This is a genomic window from Brevibacillus sp. YAE8 (genome assembly GCF_057543335.1).
Map to the genome: position 1 here is coordinate 1 of NZ_BAAIYG010000025.1, position 17,409 is coordinate 17,409.

Genomic DNA, 17,409 nt, shown 5'->3' on the forward strand with positions numbered 1-17,409 from the left:
AGCATAGACGAAAATTCTGCAGGTCTGCCCATTTTTCCAAAGCCATCACATCACGACATTGAAACCAACCACAGGCCATATAAATCTGTTGTCTTTTTCTCGAAAATGGAATTATGCAAAGTGCTCAAAACTATCAAAAAAACAACACTTTCCAGCAATTCGAACGTAGAAAATTGCCTCCGTCCGGGAACGATGGCAGTTCATCACAACCAACGGCTGCCGTGTTCATGAAAATAGGGTGTCTCTATTGTGGATCAGCTTCATCCCAAAACATAGGAGGGAGCGCGTCGCTTTGGACAGTTCAAAGCAGTCCGTGACATGAAGGGGCACGCGTGCCATCCCGCTGTCACGCGGATATCGTGCGGGGGAGCAGGAGGAATATTCAACATTTTCTGTCAAATTCGTTGCCGAAATATTCGGCAGCATATATGCTATAGGATAGATTGTGGCGATAGCTGGAAGGGGACCAAGACAATGAATCCGCTTGCAAAAAAGTATCAGCAAATCGATGACCAGATCGTGTTGTTCAACGAGGAGTATTACTTGAGCGTGGAGAAACTCGACATTTCCTCCCTGACACAAGAAACGAGGGAAGCGCTGTTCAACCACCTCTACGATTTCGACAGCAGCGATATGGAGCTGGAAATCGACGTGTCCGAGGAAGATAAAGGAGTTTGGTACCTGCAATTGCTCGTGCCGCACGTGTTGACGTTGCCCGAAGCGGCGAAAAGGCGCATCGGGCAAGGCGCGGAGCAGCTTGCCCAGCATCTGGCGGGACGGGTGGGAGCACTCGGTCAGGTACGTCTGCAAAACGACGAAATCTACGAATACGTGAAGCGGTACAATCCGGATTTGGAGCGGATCGCCTAGTAAAAAACATCTCTTCTGCCCTGTGCGCAAGCAGGGAGGAGGGATGTTTTTTTGTGCAGATAAGCATGCAACAGCTTCTTAACCAGTAGGCGTACAACGAAGGCTCCGCCAAATGGCTTGGCGCCGGCACGTTTTGCAAGGGAAAGTCAGAAAGTCGGGGTTAGCTTTTCGCGGTCTTGGTCGTCAGCCACGTGCAGGCGGTCTTGTTTGTCGTGGTCGCGATCCACTCGCACGGCTGCCCGTTGACAGGCGTTATCAGCCGGAGTGTGTCGCCTTTGATCCCGCCGTATTTCACCGATGAGCTGGGAGGCGTGCTGGCGTAGACGATTCGCTCGTTCATCGCCACGCTGGGGAGATAGGAAGAGTTGTCAGAGCTGTAGCCGCTCGTCAGACTGATGGGGACAGGCACGTTTTTCATAGAGAGCGTAATTTTGTCTGCGGTTTTGTGGTAGAACATCTTTCCGCTAACCTGGCTGAAGTCTCCGCCGTCTACGGTGAGAAAAAGCGGATAGGAGCCGGAGCCATACAGGGAGATGACATGATTGGAGCCGGAGTAGCGGTTGTTTTCCAAATAAACATGCCCGCAGCGGTTCAAAAACAGGTTTTGCCTGAGCCGCGTATCGAACGAACAGTTGCGGACGGTAATAACTCTCTCGGACGGGACATCCCACGGATCGACGCTGAGCGCGTAGCCGTCAATGACAGCGGCGGTATCTGCTGCCTCAAAGCTGCAACCGTCGAACACGAGGCCGACGTTGTCGTAGTCGACGGAAAGGCCGCTGCCAACCGTCCTGGCCGCTTCTTGCGCGGTCGTGTGCAGGACCCATTTGCAGTGGGCGAACGTCATGTTCCGCATGAAATTGACGCGGTTTTTTTGATCGGCAGCGGTGTAAAAGGTGGAGGCGCTGATCGTGCCCGTCAAACAGCTCAGGCTGAAGCTCGCCATGGAAACGAGCTGGCTCGCCTGCACGACAATCGGCGCGGACGTATGTCCCTCCAGATCAAGCTGCTGCCGACAGTGGACATTGCTCAGGTTCACCAGCATCGGACGGCTGCCGTCGTAGGCTTCGTTCAGTTCGACTTCAAAGCGGTCGCATAGTACATTGGCGGCGTTCAGCCGTTCCAGGCCGCCCGTTACGGTAATGTCCGAGCGGGTGCGCGTCCGGCTGTCGCTGTAAAAATCGCTGATGGAAACCGAGCGGACGTAGCAGTTCGCCTCCCCGGCGAAGTAAAAATGGTCGGCGACCCCGTCCGTGCACCAGATGTTTTGCAGCAGCACGTAGTTGAGATAGCTGCCAGGCCCGTCGCCGCGAATGTAAAAGTCGGCGGAGTGCTCGTAGGCGTACGGGTCTTGCGGCACAGGATTTTCGCGCGCATTGGAGTCGATTTTCAGATTGGACACGACGAACGAATCAGCGTCCCCGCCCGCAGAGGTGATCGAAAACAGCCACCGCCAGTCTGCCGCAGTAGAATTGGCCTTTCGCTTCAAAACGGAAAAAGGACCGGCGCCCTGCATCACCAGGCTTTTGCCTTTTCCTAGTGTGACGGCCAGTCTCATAGGTTCAATGACGTAGGTCCCGGGCGGTAAATACAACGGAAGTTGCTGCTGGACCGCGGCTGCCAGAGCGGCCGAAAGCGCTTGCGTATCATCGCTCACCCCGTCTCCCCTTGCGCCATACGTCTTCACATCAAGCATCATGCACCCATTCCCTCCATCTCGTCAATTCGTCAACACAAGATTGTCTTTCTTTCATTTCATTCAAAAACGAAAAAATGTTGACAACCATTTTGCAAAAAAGGTGACCGTTTGCCCAGGGCGTGTGCAAGTCGTCCTGCGACCTCTTTCATCCTGCTGGCATATTTGTCCTAGAACCTCCGTATGAATAAGCAAAGAGGTGGAAAGTATGTCGATTTTAGTGACAGGCACTGCTGGCTTCATCGGATTTCACGTAGCGAAAAGACTTTTGGAAGGAGGGGAAGTCGTATGGGGGGTGGATAATTGCAACGACTACTACGATCCCCGCTTGAAGGCGAAAAGGCTGGAAATGCTCCACGCGTTCGAACAGTTCCACTTCTATAAAGCAGATATTGCCGATCAGACGACAATGGACGGGTTGTTTCGCAAAATACGACCGGAACGGGTCATCCATCTGGCGGCGCAGGCTGGCGTCCGCTACAGCCTGGAAAATCCGCATGCCTACACAACCTCCAACATCGCGGGCTTCCTGCACATATTGGAAGGCTGCCGACAGACGGGAGTCAAGCATTTGCTCTACGCCTCGTCAAGCTCTGTGTACGGAGGCAACAAAAAGCTGCCTTTCTGCGAGACAGACCCGGTCGATGAGCCGAACAGCCTGTACGCCGCGACGAAAAAAGCGAACGAGCTGATGGCGTACACGTACAGCCACCTGTACGGCATTCCTGCGACAGGACTGCGTTTTTTCACCGTGTACGGACCGTGGGGACGCCCCGATATGGCGCTGTACACATTCACCAGGGCCATCCTGGCGGGAGAGCCTGTCCGCGTGTTCAACCACGGAAAAATGATAAGAGATTTTACGTACATTGACGATGTAGTGGAGGGAATCCACCGGCTCATGGGACGGCAGCCAGAGCCGCAGGACGGCAAGCCGCCGCACCAGGTTTTGAATATCGGGAACCATCAGCCTGTAGAACTGCTACAGTTCCTGGCGATTTTGGAGCAAAAGCTGAACAAACCCGCAAACCGCCACTATATGCCCATCCAGCCGGGCGACGTTCCGGCTACATTTGCCTCCGTTGATGCCCTTTATGCGGAAACAGGCTTCCGCCCCCAGACGCCAATCGAGGTAGGGATTTCCCGCTTTGTCGATTGGTACCTCCACTATTACGGTGACGCCCATGCGTAAAAAAGTAGGAGTCGTAGGACTCGGGTACGTCGGATTGCCTGTTGCGGTCGCATTTGGGGAAAAGCTGCCTGTGATCGGGTACGATGTGGACGCGAGACGAATCGCTGCGTTGCAGACGGGCCGGGACGAGACGGGGGAACATACGGCGGAGGAGCTGGCGCGCACGAGCGTCACTTACACCGATGATCCCGCCAGGCTTGCGGAGTGCGACTTTATTATCGTCACCGTGCCTACGCCAGTCGATGAGGCCAAACGTCCCGATTTGCGCGCGCTGCTCTTCGCCTCGGAAACGGTCGGGAAGCATATGCAGCCTGGGACGATTGTCGTCTATGAATCGACGGTTTACCCTGGCGCGACAGAGGAAGTGTGCGTTCCAGCGCTGGAGCGCTCGTCCGGGAAGCGCGCAGGCGAAGACTTTTTTGTCGGCTATTCTCCCGAGCGGATCAATCCCGGGGACAGGGAGCGCAGGCTCGCCCGGATCGTCAAGGTCGTCTCCGGCCAGGACCGGGCGACTTGCGACGAGATTGCCGACATGTACGCGCTGGTAGTAGAGGCAGGCATTCATAAAGCGTCCTCCATCCAGGTCGCAGAAGCTGCCAAAGTCATCGAAAACACGCAACGCGATCTGAATATCGCCCTGATTAACGAGCTGGCAATCATTTTTGACCGATTGGGCATCGCGACAGCGGACGTGCTGGAAGCGGCCGGAACGAAGTGGAACTTCCTCCGGTTTACGCCAGGGCTGGTCGGCGGCCATTGCATCGGAGTCGATCCGTACTATTTGACCTATAAGGCCGAGAGCGTCGGCTATCATCCGCAGGTCATCCTGGCGGGACGCCGCATTAACGATGGCATGGGAAAATTCGTCGCCACTTCCCTGGTCAAGCAGATGATCTGGCGCCATATCCCGATTCAAGGCTCGCGGGTGACGATTTTGGGGATGACCTTCAAGGAAAATGTCCCGGATATTCGCAACAGCCGGGTCATTGATATCGTCCACGAGCTGCGGGAGTTCGGGGTCGAGGTGCAGGTGACGGACGATCTGGCGGACTCGGCGAAGACGTGGGCGGAGTACGGCATCAGGCTTCGGGATTGGGACGATTTGCAGCCCGCCGACGCACTGGTTCTGGCCGTTCCGCACGCGAAGTACGCGCATCTTGGCTGGGAGGAACTGTCGTCTTTGCTGCACGGAAGGTGCGGCGTGATCGCGGATGTGAAAAGCGTGCTGAATCAAAAAACATGCCCGTCTGACATCGTTGTCTGGCGTTTGTAGAGCCAGCCACGATGAACGAATGCAGACAGCCTGGAGCGATGAATATGAGCTACCGGAAGAGAAGATTCTGGTTAAGCTTATCGGACGCAGGAATTATCAGTATAGCTGTATGGCTGGCCTGCCTGGTTCGATTTGATTTTTCACTTGCGGAAATAAGCGATTATCAGCCGATGTATCTGATAATCGGACATGTACTGTTCGTTTTGGCGGGGATGCACGTGGCCGAGTTGTACCGTCCCGTGTACCGCTACGTCAGCGCAAACGAGCTTGTTTCGATTGTCAAGGCGACGAGCCTGTCTATCCTTGCGCTCAGCTTCGTTTTGAACAACGTGGGACATTGGCTGTTTTTGTCCGTCCGTTTTCCGCTCTCGCTGTTTTTGCTTACGTGGACGTTCGTGCTGGCGGGAATTACGGGCTCGCGCTTCGTCTGGAAGTGGTGGAACGAGGAGCGGGAAAAAAGAAGCCAGGACCGAAGGCGGACACTGATCGTCGGAGCGGGCAGCGCAGGCGTGCTGGTCGCTCGCGAGATGAGGCGGTCGCCTCTGTCCGAGCAGCGGCCGATCGCGTTCGTTGATGACGAGCCGAGCAAGCAAAACTTGCGCGTGTACGGCTTGCCCGTCGTCGGAAAAAGAGAGGACATCCCCCGCATCGTGCAGCGGCAGGCCATTTCGGATATCGTCATCGCCATGCCGTCCGCTTCCCGGCAGACGATCCGCGAAATTTTTGACATTTGCAAAACGACGAAAGCGAGCGTCAAAATTTTGCCGCACGTCTCCGATATTCTCAGCGGCAAAATCAGCATGAACATGATTCGCAACGTCAGGCTGGAGGATTTGCTGGGACGCGAGCCAGTGGAGATCAACCTGGAGGAAATCACCGGCTATTTGCGGCAGCAGGTCGTGCTCGTCACAGGGGCCGGGGGCTCGATCGGCTCGGAGCTATGCCGCCAGATCGCCCGCTTCGACCCGGCGAAGCTGCTTTTGCTCGGGAATGAGGAAAACGGCATTTTTGAAATCAGCCTGGAACTGGGGCGGCTGTTTCCCGAGCTGCCTACGATCAGCCTGATTGCGGATATTCGCGACCGGCAGCGAATAGCTGCGATCATGAGCGAGTACCGCCCGTCCGTCATTTTTCATGCGGCCGCCCACAAGCACGTGCCGCTGATGGAGCAAAACCCGAGCGAGGCGTTGAAAAACAATGTGTTGGGAACGAAAAATGTCGCGGAGTGCGCGCTGGAAGCGGGAGCGAAGCATTTTATCCTGATCTCGACCGACAAGGCGGTGAATCCGACTTCCATGATGGGCGCCACCAAGCGCATCGCCGAGCTGCTGATCCAGGGCTACAACCGTTTCGGGCATACCCGCTTTGCTGCCGTTCGCTTCGGCAACGTGCTCGGGAGCAGAGGCAGCGTCGTCCCGATTTTCCTCGATCAGATTCAGGCGGGCGGTCCGGTGACGATCACCCATCCGGACATGGAACGGTTTTTCATGACGATTCCCGAAGCGGCCCAGTTAGTGATTCAGGCCGGAGCGCTGGCGCACGGCGGAGAGATTTTCGTGCTCGACATGGGCAAGCCCGTCAAGATTGTCGATATGGCGATGGACCTGATCCGCCTGGCAGGTTTGGAGCCGGAAAAAGATATCCCGGTTGTGTACACGGGAATCCGTTCAGGCGAAAAGCTGTATGAAGAACTGTTGACCGCAGAAGAAGGGCTGACCTCTACTTGCCACGACCGAATTTTCATCGGCAAGCCGCTCGACTTTTCCTGGAGTGAGCTGTTGACGGCCATTTCCCGCCTGGAGCAGCTTGCGAAAAAAGGCGGGATGATCGAGGACGCTTCCACGATCATCGAAATATTGCAAGGAATCATTCCTAATTATCAATCTTCCTCCCAGCCGAAAGAGGAGGCAAAGCCCGTGCCGTATTCGGTAGCGACAGGATGATGGAGATGACGAGGACGAAGAGGGCAGCACGGAAAAAGAAGTGGAGACGTCTGCTGCTGCTCGGAGGGATCGCTTGCCTGCTCGCCGTGGGAGGGTACGGGGCATATGTGTACGTGTCGCTGCAAGAGACGGCGAAGAGCATGTACGTCCCGATCCGGACGCAAAAGTCGCTGGCGTCTTCCGCGCCCCCGGCATCGTCTGGGCAGCAGCCGTTGCACAGGCAGGCGCAGTCCTCGCTTCCGCAGCAGGAGTCAGTGCCAGCGGAAGCGCAGGAGCCGTTCACGGTGCTGCTGCTCGGGATCGACGAGCGGGAAAACGACAAGGGGCGCTCGGATGTCATTCTCGTGCTGACGGTCAATCCGCAGGCAAAGTCGGCGCTTTTGGTCAGCATCCCGCGCGATACGCGCACGCAGATGGCCCAGACGAAGACGATGGATAAAATCAACCACGCCTACGCTTTTGGCGGGCTGCAGCAGGCAGTGGACACGGTGGAGCAATTCATCGCGACTCCCGTTGATTATGTCGTGGCAGCGAATATGGAAGGCTTTGCCGGGATTATTGATACATTGGGCGGCGTCGAGGTAGACAACCAGCTCGCCTTCACCTACGCAGACTACCACTTCCCGCTCGGCCCCATCCAGTTGGACGGCAAGCAGGCGCTCGTCTATGCGCGCATGCGCTACGAGGACCCGCGCGGCGATCTCGGCAGAAACGAGCGGCAGCAGTTGATTTTGAAAGCGCTGATGCAAAAGAAGGCGGCTTTGGCGTCTCCCGCCACGTTGAACGGAGTGCTGGAAACGATGGCCAAATACGTGAAGACGAACATGACGTTTGCCGACATGAAAAGGCTCGTCCAGAACTACAGCACAGCCGTATCGAGCGTGGAGACGATCCGCATGGAAGGAAAGGGCCAGCTCATCAACGGGATCTACTACTATATCGTCAACCCGGAAGAGCGAAAAAAGCTGATCGAGCGACTGTCCGCTTTTCGCAAGCTGGCGGAGCCGGCCCACAGTCAACTGCCGAACCAAGCTAGTGACAGCCTGGAGGGGCGAAGGGGGGAGCAAAATGAATGAAACCGTGAATCTGCGGGAAATATTGCTGGTCTTGTCCAAACGCTGGGTCGTGATCTTGCTGGTTACTTCTATTTTTACGATCGGGACGGCACTCGTCAGCGTCTTTCTGTTGACGCCGATCTATCAGGCCAAGACAGAAATTTTGGTGAATCGCTCCTTGAACTCGAATCCGGAAGGGGTATTGTCCGTAGCCGAGATTGATTCCAACCTGAAGCTGATCGAGACGTACCGGGTCATCATCGAAAGCCCGCGGGTGATGGAGCGGGTCGTGGAATCGCTCGGACAAGGGGCGAGCATGGAGGCGCTCTTGCTGCACACGAAGGTAGAGCCTGTCAAAGATTCGCAGGTGATTTCCATTACGGTGGAAGACCCCGATCAGGCGCGAGCCGTGCTGATCGCCAATACGATTGCCACGACCTTTCAGGAAGAAGTCGTCAAAATGCTGAGCATGAACAACGTGCACATTCTCGCAGAGGCGCGCCATAACCCGGCGGCCAAACCCGTCAGTCCCAAGCCGCTGCTCAACTCGATCATCGGCTTCGTGCTCGGGCTGGCGTCTTCCATCGGCGTTGTGTTTTTCATGGAGCATCTCGATACCCGGCTGCGCTCGGAAAAGGAAGTGGAGGAGTATTTGGGACTGCCTGTGCTCGCCACGATTGCCGTCATTGACAAGAAGTCGAAAAAGCATTTTCGGCAAAAAAGGGTGGAGGAGGTGAGAGGCGAGTATGAGAAGGCAGAAGCCTGACGATCGCTATCAAAAGCTGATTGCTCACTGGGAGCCGCTCTCCCCGCTGGTGGAAGGCTACCGGACCTTGAAGCTCAACATTTTGTTTTCCACGCAAGGGCAGAAGCTGCAGACGATTTTGGTCAGCAGTCCGGGCGCATCAGAAGGCAAGACGGTCACGGCGGCCAACCTGTCGCTGATGATGGCAAAAGATCGGCGCAAGACGGTCCTGATCGATTTCGACCTGCGCAATCCCCGTATCCACTTCACGTTTGAGATGCCAAATCTGTACGGGGTCAGCTCCTATATGAGCGGCATGTGCCAGTTTTCCGACATCGTTCAGGACTCCGGCGTGCCCCACCTGTCCATCATCACCGCGGGGCCGATTCCGCACAGTCCGGCGGAGCTTCTGGGAACGCCGCGCCTGCTGGAGTTGCTGGAGAGGCTGCGCAACAATTTTGACGTGGTGATCGTGGACAGTCCTCCGCTGATCGTGAGTGACGCGATGGTGCTGGCCCGGGAAACAGACGGGTGCGTGCTCGTGGTCGATGCCAGCAAGACGAAGCGGGACCCGGCGGTTCGCGCGGTCGAGCAGTTGAAAACGGCTGGCGCCAACCTGCTCGGAGTCGTGCTGAACAACAAAAAACTGGGGAAGCGGGAAGGCTACTACGGTTATGGCTACATGGAATAGTCGAGTCAGAAACGGGAGCGATTAGCGCCGATGAATGCCCTCAAGTTAGTCTGGCACAAGCAACTGGCCAAAGTGCGCGGCAACCGGGATGTACACGAAGTGCTGCACGGTTCTGCGATTACGTTTTTGTTTCGGCTGTTCGGGTTCGTCCTGCTCTATACGCTGCAGTTGTTTATCGCAAGAGAGTACGGGGCGGGCAATCTGGGCGTCTATTCGCTTGCGATCACCCTGCTTAATATCGGGATGGTGCTGGCGCTGTTTGGCACCGACACGGCGATTATCCGCCTGCTGGCCGAGTACCGCGCGCAAGGAGCGCTGGCAAAGATTCGGCAGCTTTTTGGCAAGGTGGCGCTTTGGACGTTTCTGCCTTCGCTGTTGTTGTCCGGGCTGTTCTACTTGTTTGCGGAGCACATCTCCCGCTACGTGTTTGCAGGCGAGCTGCCCGCCGGGACACTGCGGGTCATCGCCTGGATGCTGCCGTTCGTCTCGCTCGGCAGACTGTACGCCTCGGCTTTTCGCGCGCTGCACCGCGTGACCGCGTCCGTGATCGTCGACACCGTCGGCATGCGCTTTTTGCACCTTCTGTTTCTGCTTGTCGCCCTGCCTTTGTTCGCTCCGACCTCGCAGCTTCTGATCGGCTTGCTCGCAGCAGCCGTCATGTTGAACACGCTGTACGGCATGGCGAAGTGGCATGTTTTGTCCCGGGACTTTCGGGCGGGCGTACAGCCGCTGGAGCAGGAGGCAGGTCCGGCAATCAGCTTCCGCGCGCTTTGCACGATGGCGCTTCCGATGTATTTGAGCGCCTCCATGGAGCTGGTGATGAGCTGGACAGACACGATCATGCTCGGAATTTTTACGGACGCGGAGACAGTCGGGGTGTACAGTGTCGTCATTCGGCTCTCGATGGTGACGAGCTTCGCGCTCATTTCGATCAACACGATGCTTTCGCCGAAATTTTCGGAAATTTACGCCCGCGGCGATCTGGACGGGCTGAGGAAAATGATTGCGTTTGCCAATCGGCTCATTTTCTTCGCGTCTGCGCCGATCAATTTGCTCGTCGCCATTTTCGCCGCGCCGCTACTCGGGCTGTTTGGCGAAGAGTTCGCAGCAAGCAGTCTCGTCCTGGTCATCCTCTGTCTGGGACAGTTCATCAACTTTTCCTCGGGCAGCGTGATCCCGCTCTTGACCATGACAGGCCATCAGAAGACGGCGCGCAATATTCTCGTTTTTTCCGCCTTGCTGAATATTTGCGGAAACGGCCTGCTGATCCCCTGGCTCGGCATTACGGGAGCAGCCATCGCTACTGCGATCAGTTTAAGCTGCCGGGACATTTGCGCTTCGTATTGGGCTTATCGGTATTTCGGGTTTCGCACGTGGTATATTCCGTTCTTCTCTGAAAAAAATTCCGTCTTGCTACGAAGACGAGGTCATGAAGAAGGTGGCTTACGGTGAAAGAAGACTTGTATCCGAGCATGTTTTGGGACAGCGAGAAGATTCGGAAATACCGGATTCAGGTGCAAAAGCCATGGGTTCGCGAGGAATTTTGGTCGTACTACTTTTCCAGGCGCATTTCCATCTACGTGAGCCTGTTTTTGGCGAAAAAGCAGCGCGTCTCGCCGAATGCCATCACGCTTGCGGGAATCGCTGCCGGCCTGATCGCTGCTGCGGCCTTCATGTACGGATCGGCGGCTGCCTTTTTAATCGGTTGTTTTTTTTATCAGATGTGCTATCTCGCTGACTGTGTGGACGGGGAAGTCGCCCGCATGAACAACCAAAGCAGCAGGGGCGGCGTCTGGCTGGATATCGGGCTGAACTACTCGCTGTATCTCGTTTCGTTCGCGGTGATCTACGGGGTCGCCAAAAGCCAGCCGACGCTCGGGCCTTATTTGATCTACTTGATCCTGTTTACGATTTTTACGGAAATTTTGGCGACGAATGGCTCGGATCTCGCCTTTGGCCAGGGGAAAATCTCGCACGAAACCGTCTCCATGCGCAAGCGCAGCAAGTGGGTCGATGCCGGAGTCTTTTTGTTTCTCACCCAGACAGGCTTCCAGAGCGGGGTGCTGATCGCAGCCGTGATGTGGGCAATTATCGGCCAGCATCAGTTTCTCGATTTGTGGACGGCCTACCATCTGCTGATCGGACTTCTCCGCGCGCTTTACAAGCTGAAGCTGAACGTCAAATACGTCACGGCATCGAGGCAAGAGGGAGGGGGAAGCAAATGAAGGCTCTGCTCATGGCGGCGGGACTCGGCTCGCGAATCAGCGGGCAAATTGACGGAAGTCCCAAGTGCACGGTTGATATCGGGAACAAGGCGTTGATCGAGAATACGATCTCGGAGCTGAAGCGAAAAGGAATCGACGAGATCGCCATCGTGGTCGGGTATCGCGCCCATGTCATCACCAGTCTGCTCGGCAGCGAGAACATTCGCTTTTTCCACAATCCGTTTTACGACCGCACGAACAGTATCGCCTCGCTCTGGTTCGCCCGCGAGTTTCTCACGGGCAGCGACTGCCTGTTGCTCAACGCGGATGTTTATTTTGAAGAAAAAGTGCTGGACGTCGTGTTGCAGGAGACGAGAAGTCCGGTCATGTTCGCGGACCCTTCGCGCAGGGCAGAGGGCGATTACAAATTCGGCTATGCACACGGCCTGCTGCACAAGCACGGAAAAGAGCTGCCTCTGGAAGAAACGACAGGCGAATACATCGGCATCGCCCGGCTGCATCAGGAGTTTTTGCCGCTGTTCCTGGAGCGTCTGCAACGTTTGATTCTGGAGCGGCAGCACGATTTATGGTGGGAGAACGTGCTTTACTCCTTTTTGGGCGAAAGAGACGTGCATGTGGCGCAAATTCCGCCGGGGCTGTTTTGGGCAGAGGTTGATACATGGGGGGATTACAAGCGCATTCTTCATTTCACGAATCATCTGGCCCAGATGTGAGGATGGGCAACGTGAAGCTCTCGCTGGACAAGGTTCTTCTGTTCCTCTACGTACTGCTGAAGCCCTTCTACCTCTTCCCGAGCGGCAACCCGCAAATAGCGGATTTTATCATGCTGGTGCTCATCGCCTACACCTTGTTGTTTCGCGTCAACCAGTTGCAGCGCAAGTATTGGTTTTTTGTGCTGCTTACGCTGGCGTTTCTGTACGATATTTTGCTCGTCAACGGACTGTGGGCGATCGTGCTGGGCGGCGCCATGGAAGTGTTCGAGTCGACCAAATGGTACGGCTACAACTGTGCCGTCCTGCTGACTGTCGTCGTTTTGTGCCAGCGCGAGCCGCGTGCATACGCGAAATGGCTGTTCTGGTCCGTCGCCTGCTCGCTCGCGGTGCAGACGTTGGCGCTTCTTCTCGGACTCGCGCCGGGAGACCAGGACTTCCGTCAGTCGCTGTTTTTCAACAATCCGAACCAGCTCGGGTACTTCGGCCTGCTCTGCCTGGGGATTTGCCTGTTTTGTGCGCGGTTCTTTCCCGTCCGAGCCATCTATTTGTTTATGGTCATCGGCTGCTCGTTGAGCGTGATCGCCGCTTCCTTGTCCAAGGCGGCGATTGTAAGTGCGGTCTTGATGTACGCGGCCTTTCTGTTCGTCTCGTCGAAGGAGCGGACCGGGCTGTTCTGGAAAAACGTCGTCTGCGTGCTCGCCTGCTTTTTTCTGCTCTTTTGCGTCTCCTTATACACGAATGAAAACGTGCTGCACGAGGCGACGATGTACACGCAAGTCAAGGAGCGGCTGGAAACGTTGGGAGAGGACTCCGACGACAACCTGGCGTCCAGAGGCTACGACCGGATCGCGAACCATCCCGCGTACATGTTTTTCGGGGCAGGCGAAGGGCAGTACGAGCGGTTTGAAAGCAGCATCGCCCTCGAATTGCACTCCACGGTCGCCAATCTGTTTTTCTCGTATGGCCTCGTGGGCACGCTGCTGTTTTTCCTGCTCTTGTACGCCGGGGGGCGCGGTCATCGGCTCTACGCCTGGTATCCGCTGTTTTTTCAAATCGTGTACGGTTTGACGCACAACGGAATCCGGGAGACGCTGTTCTGGATCTTGCTGGCGCTCTATTGTGCGACAGCCGCGATAAGCTCTGGCTCCATCAGAAAGGGCGGTGACCTGCATGGGAAAAATTTTGCAAATATGCGCAATTGACCAAACGGTGGAAAGTCTGCTCTTGCCGCTCATCCAGAAGCTGGCGGAGGAAGGCCATGAAGTGCATACGGCTTGCACGGACATCGGGCGTTTTCAGACGCTGCGGGACAAGGGCCTCACCCTCTGGCCGATCGCGATCAAGCGAAAAATCGAGCCGCTCTCCAACCTGCGTTCCATTTTGGCGCTGTATCGGCTGATGAAACGGGAGCGCTACGACGCGGTGCACGTCCACACTCCGGTTGCGGCCGTGCTGGGCCGGGTGGCAGCGAGGCTCGCGGGAGTCAGCCCGGTCGTCTACACGGCTCACGGCTATTATTTTCACGACGGCATGAGCCGAGGCGAATACTGGCTGTACTACGCCCTGGAAAAGTGGTTCGCGAAGCATTTGACAGACTATTTGCTATTGCAGAGCCGGGAGGACTACGAGCTGAGCGTGCAGGACGGCTTTTCGCCGCCGGAGCGAATCATGCATCTCGGCAACGGGGTGGATGTCGAGCGGCGGTTTCATCCGCAGGCGGTGTCGCCGGAGGAAGCGAGAAAGGTGCGTTCGGCGCTTGGAATCGGCGCGGACGATCTCGTCATCGCCTATGTAGGGCGGATGGTTGGCGAAAAAGGGATTTTCGAGCTGCTGGACGCGTTTTCCAGGCTGGCGCGAGAGTCGGGCCGCGTGCGGCTGTTGCTCGTCGGGGACGTGTCGGACAGCGAACGGGACCAGCGCGGCAAGGCGCTACGAGAGCATTGCCGCGAGCATCCGCAAATCGTCCTGACTGGGTTTCGCCGCGACATCCCGCAACTGCTCGCCGCAAGCGACATCTTCGTCCTGCCTTCGCATCGCGAAGGGTTGCCCCGCTCGATTATCGAAGCGATGGCGATGGGCAAGCCGATTGTCGCCACGAACATTCGCGGCTGCCGCGAAGAGGTGACGGACGGCGTGAACGGGATTTTGGTGGAGCCGAAGCAGTCCGAGCATTTGTACAAGGCGCTGAAAAAGCTCGCCTGCGACGCGCGGCTGAGGGAAGCGTACGGACAAAACAGCCGCTATTTGGCGGAGGAGCATTTTAACGAGCGATACGTACTCGCGAGGCAGGCCGAGCTGTTTGCAGCGCTGCTCGCTGCCAAGACAGAGCCGCCGCGCACGGAAAAGGAGGTTGACGAACGGCTTGGGCAAAACAGGAGCATTGGTCATATCCCTTGATTTTGAGCTGTATTGGGGCGTTCGCGACAAGCGGACGCTAGCTGACAGCGAGAAGAACTTGCAGGGGACTCGTCAGGTGATCCCGGCGATTCTGGAGCTGTTTAACAAGTACGAGATTCACGCCACCTGGGCGACGGTAGGCTTCTTGTTCTGCGAGACGCGCGAGGAGCTGATCGGCACGCTGCCAAAAGAGCTGCCGGACTACGCCGATCCGAACCTGTCGCCTTATCGCTACGTGCAGTCGGGAGCGCTTGGCGCGCGCGAGCAGGTGGACCCGTATCATTACGCCCCATCCCTCATCCGGCTGATTTCCTCCTGCCCGCATCAGTACATCGGCAGCCATACCCACTCCCACTACTATTGCCTGGAGCCGGGACAGACCGGCCAAACGTTTGCCGAAGATTTGGCCGCCTTCAAAAGAGTGGCGCGCAAGAAAGGGTACACCCCGACCAGCATCGTCTTTCCGCGCAATCAGTTCGCGTCCTCCTATCTGGCTGTCTGCAAGCAGCACGGGTTCGCCGCGTATCGCGGGAACGAGCGGTCGTGGATGTACGAGGCGGGCCCGGGAGCGCAAGACACTTTGCTCAAACGGGCTTTGCGCCTTGCCGACGCCTACGTCAATCTGAGCGGGCATCACGCGTACGAGCCGCTTTCCGCAAGCCAGGAAGGGTTAGTCGATGTCCCGGCGAGCCGATTTTTGCGGCCGTATTCGCCGCGGCTGCGCTGGCTGGAAAACGTCCGGCTGGGCAGGCTCCGGCGCGATCTGCTTTTTGCGGCCAAAAATCGCCGACTGTACCATCTGTGGTGGCATCCGGAGAACTTCGGCAGCCACCTCACGGAAAACCTTCGGATGTTGGAGCGGCTGCTGCAGTATTATGCGAAGCTGCGCAGCGAGTACGGGATGCAAAGTTTGAGCATGGAGGAGGCGGCTGCGAGTTGGAGCAGGCAAAGGGAGGGGCGGCATGAAGTGTCTGTTTGATCGTTTGGTAGCTTTGACGCTGTTGCTCGTCTTTTCACCTCTGCTGCTCCTACTGTCGATTTTGATTCGCTTCAAGCTCGGCGCTCCTGTCCTGTTTGTCCAGGAGCGGCCGGGCCGATACGGAAAGCCTTTTTCCATTTATAAATTTCGCACCATGACCAATCAGTGCGACGCGTCCGGACAATTGCTGCCGGATGCCCAAAGACTGACGCCTTTTGGCATGATGTTGCGAAAGTACAGCCTGGATGAGCTGCCGCAGTTGTGGAATGTGCTGCGGGGCGAACTGAGCTTGGTCGGCCCGAGGCCGCTACTCATGGAATACCTGCCGCTCTACACGCCCCGCCAGATGAAGCGGCACGAGGTTTTGCCAGGCATTACGGGTTGGGCGCAGGTCAACGGGAGAAACGCGATCACGTGGGAACAAAAATTCGAGCTGGACGTCTGGTACGTGGAAAATCGCAGCTTTTGGCTCGACTTGAAAATTTTGCTGTTAACGGTCAAACGGGTTTTGCAAAAAACGGGGATCAGTCACGAAGGTTGCGTCACGATGGAAAAATTCACCGGGAGCAAACAGGCGGAGATGGCTAGGAGGGAAATGCGTGAGTTTGATCGTGCTTACGAATCAGGATGACTGGACAGCTTATTTGCGTCCATGCAAGCATGTGGACATTTCCTATGCAAAAGAATACGTGAGCCTCTACGCCGAAAGGGAAGGGGGCGTGCCGGAGGCGGTGTTTTTTTCCGAAGGGGGCTGCCAGATTTTTTACCCTTACCTGGTCCGCTCCCTCGACGCTCTGCTTCCGGGGTATGCGGATATCGTCTCCATCGGCTACGGCGGTCCGCATGTTTGGCCGAAGACAGCGGGGGCAGAGTCGTTTTCCGCACAGTTTTCCGCCTATTGCCGCAGCCAAAACTACGTGACGGAAACGGTGCGCTTTCATCCGCTGGAGAAAAACGCCGAGCGGTTTCGCGAGCAGATGCGGCTCGATCTGGTGCGGACGACCGTCGCCGTCGATGTCCGGCCGCCGCTCGCGCAAATTCGCGCGCGGTACAGCGAAAACGTCAGGCGCAACATGAAAAAAGCGGTCGCCAACGAGGTGAGCATCGTGGAAGCGAGCGGCGAGGCCGGCTTGCGGGCGTTCATGCAACTGTACCGGGAGACGATGGAGCGCAATTTTGCCGGCCCATCCTATTACTATGAAAATGAATTTTTTGCAGGACTGCTCCAGGAAACCGCGCTCTGCAAGCCGCGCCTCCTGCTCGCCATGCACGAGGACATGGCTGTCGCAGGCGCGATCATGCTCTGTGGAAACCGCTATGCCCACTATCAGCTCGGGGCTTCGCACAAGGCGGACATGCCGCTCGGGATCAACCATCTGTTGTTCGATGCGATGATTCAGCGGGCCAAGGAAGCCGGGCTGGAGTATTTGCTGCTCGGCGGGGGCAACCGCGACGGGGACGGCTTGTTCCGCTTCAAGGCATCGTTTTCCAAAACGAACCATTTTCCGTACTGGATGGGCAAAAGAGTGCACGATGAAGCAGCTTACCGGGTGTTGTGCGAAAAAAGACAGGCAGACCGCGCGGAGGCCGGAGCTTTTTTTCCAGCCTACCGGGCATGGGGAGGGTAACG

Annotated in this window: 17 protein-coding genes; 16 read left to right on the plus strand and 1 reads right to left on the minus strand. The window is 56.8% G+C overall.

From position 1 onward, the window contains the following. Together AC27IT_RS21610 and AC27IT_RS21615 are read left to right on the plus strand one after the other, a co-directional pair. Positions 1-231 (plus strand): hypothetical protein (locus tag AC27IT_RS21610; RefSeq protein ID WP_487092085.1); only part of this gene is annotated, 231 nt, incomplete at its 5' end. 243 nt (positions 232-474) lie between these two features. Further along, on the plus strand, positions 475-870 hold the full coding sequence (locus AC27IT_RS21615; protein WP_005828411.1) for a hypothetical protein: 396 nt from the start codon (positions 475-477) through the stop codon (positions 868-870). A 160-nt stretch (positions 871-1,030) separates the two neighbouring features. On the opposite strand, the gene AC27IT_RS21620 is transcribed toward AC27IT_RS21615, so the two are convergent. Further along, positions 1,031-2,569, minus strand: a complete 1,539-nt coding sequence (locus AC27IT_RS21620; RefSeq protein WP_283858044.1) for a glycosyl hydrolase family 28-related protein — start codon at positions 2,567-2,569, stop codon at positions 1,031-1,033. 205 nt (positions 2,570-2,774) lie between these two features. Between AC27IT_RS21620 and AC27IT_RS21625 the strand changes: the two genes are divergently transcribed. Genes AC27IT_RS21625 through AC27IT_RS21690 form a run of 14 tightly spaced genes read left to right on the plus strand, consistent with a single transcriptional unit; the run spans position 2,775 to position 17,407 of the window. After that, on the plus strand, positions 2,775-3,758 hold the full coding sequence (locus AC27IT_RS21625; protein ID WP_005828415.1) for an NAD-dependent epimerase: 984 nt from the start codon (positions 2,775-2,777) through the stop codon (positions 3,756-3,758). After that, a complete protein-coding gene (locus AC27IT_RS21630; protein WP_005828416.1) occupies positions 3,751-5,031 on the plus strand; it encodes a nucleotide sugar dehydrogenase in 1,281 nt (426 codons plus the stop codon). Before AC27IT_RS21625 ends, AC27IT_RS21630 begins: the two co-directional genes overlap by 8 nt. A gap of 44 nt (positions 5,032-5,075) precedes the next feature. Next, entirely contained in the window at positions 5,076-6,974 is a 1,899-nt protein-coding gene (locus AC27IT_RS21635) for a polysaccharide biosynthesis protein (RefSeq protein ID WP_025843884.1), read from the plus strand. A 5-nt stretch (positions 6,975-6,979) separates the two neighbouring features. Next, positions 6,980-8,050, plus strand: a complete 1,071-nt coding sequence (locus AC27IT_RS21640) for an LCP family glycopolymer transferase (protein WP_035985995.1) — start codon at positions 6,980-6,982, stop codon at positions 8,048-8,050. After that, on the plus strand, positions 8,043-8,795 hold the full coding sequence (locus tag AC27IT_RS21645; protein WP_025843886.1) for a YveK family protein: 753 nt from the start codon (positions 8,043-8,045) through the stop codon (positions 8,793-8,795). Before AC27IT_RS21640 ends, AC27IT_RS21645 begins: the two co-directional genes overlap by 8 nt. Then, a complete protein-coding gene (locus tag AC27IT_RS21650; protein ID WP_340673473.1) occupies positions 8,776-9,465 on the plus strand; it encodes a CpsD/CapB family tyrosine-protein kinase in 690 nt (229 codons plus the stop codon). Before AC27IT_RS21645 ends, AC27IT_RS21650 begins: the two co-directional genes overlap by 20 nt. Before the next feature lie 30 nt (positions 9,466-9,495). Beyond that, positions 9,496-10,917, plus strand: coding sequence for a flippase (locus AC27IT_RS21655; protein ID WP_283858042.1), 1,422 nt, complete (start codon positions 9,496-9,498; stop codon positions 10,915-10,917). Continuing rightward, positions 10,914-11,690 carry a CDP-alcohol phosphatidyltransferase family protein gene (locus tag AC27IT_RS21660; protein WP_025843888.1) on the plus strand — a complete coding sequence of 259 codons (777 nt, stop codon included), beginning with the start codon at positions 10,914-10,916 and terminating at the stop codon, positions 11,688-11,690. Before AC27IT_RS21655 ends, AC27IT_RS21660 begins: the two co-directional genes overlap by 4 nt. Further along, the gene (locus AC27IT_RS21665; RefSeq protein WP_005828429.1) at positions 11,687-12,403 is read left to right on the plus strand and encodes a phosphocholine cytidylyltransferase family protein; all 717 of its coding nucleotides are present in this window, start codon (positions 11,687-11,689) and stop codon (positions 12,401-12,403) included. The genes AC27IT_RS21660 and AC27IT_RS21665 overlap by 4 nt, the downstream gene beginning before the upstream one ends. Positions 12,404-12,405: 2 nt before the next feature. Then, entirely contained in the window at positions 12,406-13,605 is a 1,200-nt protein-coding gene (locus AC27IT_RS21670) for an O-antigen ligase family protein (protein WP_025843889.1), read from the plus strand. Beyond that, on the plus strand, positions 13,574-14,800 hold the full coding sequence (locus tag AC27IT_RS21675) for a glycosyltransferase family 4 protein (protein WP_487092086.1): 1,227 nt from the start codon (positions 13,574-13,576) through the stop codon (positions 14,798-14,800). The genes AC27IT_RS21670 and AC27IT_RS21675 overlap by 32 nt, the downstream gene beginning before the upstream one ends. Next, the gene (locus tag AC27IT_RS21680) at positions 14,766-15,779 is read left to right on the plus strand and encodes a polysaccharide deacetylase family protein (protein WP_283858039.1); all 1,014 of its coding nucleotides are present in this window, start codon (positions 14,766-14,768) and stop codon (positions 15,777-15,779) included. The genes AC27IT_RS21675 and AC27IT_RS21680 overlap by 35 nt, the downstream gene beginning before the upstream one ends. Beyond that, the gene (locus AC27IT_RS21685; protein ID WP_238501035.1) at positions 15,763-16,410 is read left to right on the plus strand and encodes a sugar transferase; all 648 of its coding nucleotides are present in this window, start codon (positions 15,763-15,765) and stop codon (positions 16,408-16,410) included. Before AC27IT_RS21680 ends, AC27IT_RS21685 begins: the two co-directional genes overlap by 17 nt. Beyond that, on the plus strand, positions 16,379-17,407 hold the full coding sequence (locus AC27IT_RS21690; RefSeq protein ID WP_283858038.1) for a GNAT family N-acetyltransferase: 1,029 nt from the start codon (positions 16,379-16,381) through the stop codon (positions 17,405-17,407). The genes AC27IT_RS21685 and AC27IT_RS21690 overlap by 32 nt, the downstream gene beginning before the upstream one ends. Positions 17,408-17,409 lie beyond the last annotated feature (2 nt).